Here is a 3,363-nt window from a genome sequence, read left to right as displayed (position 1 = left end):
AAGATCGTGCAGGCATACGGTGTGTTTGGCGAGAAGAAATTCATGGGCCGCATCTTTGACGGCACACACCGTACTACTTTCCTGATCAATGAAAAAGGGATCATAGACAAGATCATTAACAAGCCGGTTAGTAAGAATCATACGGAGGAAATACTTGAGATCTGGAAGTAAGCATAAAGCATAAAGCATAAAGCTTGCGAAGCGATATCAAACAAACAGCTATAAAATACAAAAGCCCGGTATCACTACCGGGCTTTTGCTTTATGCTTTATGCTTTCGGCTTTCAGCCTCAAGCTTATCTCTTCTGTCTTTGTTTCTTGAACAGCTGACCAGTTTTGAACTTGTTACCTTCGGGGCTGCCCACGCGGTCCATTGCGCAACGGAAACCAACGGTATTGGTAGCCATATCTTCCTGCATGTAGCGGCGGGTACCGGGTGACAGCCAGTAGGCGCGGTCATTCCAGCTACCACCTTTTACTACGCGGGATTTATCGTTTATCAGGGAGGTTACACCGTAACCATACTGTACCTGTGATAAGGTATCACCATCCAGGTAGTTGATCACATCACCTTTCTGGTAGTTCAAACGGTTAGCGCTTTCTTCGTCGGTTACATCACGCATTTTCAGCGCACCCAGGCTATCTTTTTCCGGCTCATTTTCACCGTTCATGTAAGTAGTCTGGAATTTGTTACCACGGAAGTAGTTGAAGTCATCTCCATCGATCGGGTTCAGCGGTCTGTAAACGTCCAGTACCCATTCGCTTACGTTACCGGACATGTTATAGATACCAAAGTTGTTCGGGAAGAAAGAGCGGATAGGGCCGGGGATGGAAGCACGGTCATTCAGACCACCTGCCATACCCATGTTATCACCGGAACCGCGTTTAAAGTTCGCGAGGAACTGGCCCTGCCAGTTACCGCGGCGGATATCCCTTAAACCGCTGGTGTTGGTGCCCCAGGAGTAGATCTGTTTGTTCATGATCAACTCTTCACCACGTTTGCCTTCTTTCTTGGAAGGAGAGGGGTTCTGACCTATATAACCCAGTGCGGCGTATTCCCATTCTGCTTCTGTGGGCAGGCGGTAAGCCGGCAGCATAATACCATCTTCAAACTGCGCAGTACGGGGTGAGCCGTCGGCATTTTTGAACTGATCTTTTACGCTTTTTGACATTTTACCCGGAGTACCTTCGTACAGACCGGCGGTATATGCTTTAGTATCAAAAGTATTGTCATCAGCCTGGTTGGTGATATCACCTTTGGAAAGCAGGCCTTTATCCATCAGCAGCTTTTCGTTCACACGGTTAGAGCGCCATTTGGCATAATCGGTAGCCTGTTTCCAGGTTACGCCTACCACCGGGTAATCGTTGTAAGCAGGGTGGCGGAAGTAGTATTCCACCAGCGGCTCATTGTAAGCCAGCTCACTACGCCATACCAGGGTATCCGGTAATGCCTGGCGGTATACCTGCGGGAAGGATTCGCCGTACATACGCTGTAACCAGAACAGGTATTCGCGGTAGTGTACGTTGGATACTTCGGATTCATCAATGTAGAAGGAGGAAACCGTGATACGACGGGGAATGTTGTTCCAGTCCATCATCACATCCTGTTCGGTAGCGCCCATGGCAAAAGTACCACCCTGCACAAACACCAGGCCCGGACCGGTTTGCTGGTCCTTACTTTTAGCCACACTGAAACCACCCATTTTCTGGTCATTATAGTTCCAGCCGGTTGCGGAGGATTTTTCTTTTTTCTTGCCAAACAGCCCTCCGCCATCCTTATTACAGGCGGTTGTGGCCAGCATTACACTGGTGCCTAAGAGCAAAGACAGAGAGGTTAATCTATGCATGAGATTCAGCTTTTAGTATTGGTTTTATAGGTAAACGCAAATTTAGTATATTTTATTTTATAGTGAAAAAAATTAATTTGTAATGGTTTGGCCCTTAAATTTACTACAAACCGGTTTGTCTGTCAAGGGGTTATTTGCACTTTGTGTCGCCGGTTTATTAAATTTACGGGGCCTACGGCCTCCGTATCCAGTAATAAAACCCTTATGAAGCTGTATCGCCTGCTGCTTTTGCTGTTGTGTAGTGCCTGGTTGCCGGCACATGCGCAGCGCACCTATGCTCCCCATTCCGTTTTAGCCGCCGGTACCTGGTATAAGCTGGCGGTTACCCAGCCCGGCATTTATAAGATCCCGGTATCCCAGCTCAATAGCATGGGTATCAATACACAATCCCTATCCTCCAATAGCATACGCATTTTTGGAAGCGGGGGGCAGCTGCTGCCGGAAAATAACAGCCTGCCCCGGGCAGATGACCTGCCCGAGCTGGCCCTGGAAGTGGCAGATGGGGGCGATGGCCTGCTGAACGGGAATGATTATGTGCTGTTTTACGCCCCCGGCCCGCATGGCTGGGTGTATAACCCGGCCGGCCGCACCTTTACCCACCAGTATAATTTATATAGTGACACGGCCTGGTATTTCCTGAGCATTGGCGGTAACGGCCGCCGTATTACCACGGATAACGCCACGCCACCCGCACCCACGGTGGATATTACGGCTTTTGACTATCATGCTTTTTATGAGAAGGACAGCGTTAACCTGGTAAGCAGCGGCAAACAGTGGTGGGGCCCGGTGTTTAATAATGCACCCGGCGGCACCCTTACCCGCAGTATAGATTTTACCCTACCCGCAGCCACTGCCCAGGTGCAGGTACGCGCCCGGGCTGCTGCCCGCAGCAGCGGCAGCCGTTTTGATATTACGGTGAACCAGGCCGCTGCCGGCAGCCTGAATTTAAACCCGGTGAGCGGAAATATATTTGAAGCTTTTGCCACGGCCGCCTACGGCGCTTTTAATGTGAATGTGAACAGCGCCCAGCTGCAGGTAGGCCTGCAATACATTGCCGGTAACGGCGACCAGGGCTGGCTGGATTATGTGGAGCTGCAGGCCCGCTGCCCGCTTACAATACCGGCCCAGGACCCGCTGTTCTTCCGAGATGCAGTAAGCGTAGCCTCCGGTGCTGCCGGGCGCTTTACCCTGAATAATGCAGGCGCCGGCACGGCAATATGGGAGCTTACCAATACCGGCACGCCGGTGGCCATACCTGTGCAGCACAGCGGCAATCAGCTGCAGTTTGTGCGGGACGCAGCCACCCTGCGGGAATATGTAGCCTTTGACCCCGCCCGGCTGCCCCAGCCGGCCTTTGCGGGCACCATGCCTAACCAGGACCTGCATGGCAGCGCAGCCGCAGATATGCTCATTATTACCATCCCGGCCTTTAAAGCAGCGGCAGACCGGCTGGCGGCTTACCATACCGCCCATGACCAGCTGCAGGTACAGGTAGCCCTGGTGCCGGATATTTATAA

General features: G+C 51.6%; 2 protein-coding genes. One reads left to right on the top strand and one right to left on the bottom strand.

Annotation, left to right across the window (positions count from 1 at the left end; genetic code table 11):
• Positions 1-295: 295 nt before the first annotated feature.
• Positions 296-1,846: an SUMF1/EgtB/PvdO family nonheme iron enzyme gene (locus VIM87_RS24520; protein WP_089920456.1), complete on the bottom strand. Its 1,551-nt coding sequence runs from the start codon at positions 1,844-1,846 to the stop codon at positions 296-298.
• Positions 1,847-2,050: 204 nt separating this feature from the next.
• Here VIM87_RS24520 and VIM87_RS24515 point away from each other — a divergent pair.
• A partial coding sequence (locus VIM87_RS24515) for a hypothetical protein (protein WP_331999540.1) occupies positions 2,051-3,363 on the top strand: 1,313 nt, incomplete at its 3' end.

Origin of the sequence: Chitinophaga sp., from assembly GCF_036569125.1 — a bacterium.
Taxonomy (GTDB): Bacteria; Bacteroidota; Bacteroidia; order Chitinophagales; family Chitinophagaceae; genus Chitinophaga.
This window is presented reverse-complemented; position numbering and strand designations above follow the sequence as displayed.

Coding starts and splice junctions, on each gene's coding strand:
- VIM87_RS24520 (WP_089920456.1), bottom strand. CDS start 1,846: ATGCATAGATTAACCTCTCTGTCTTTGCTCTTAGGCACCAGTGTAATG.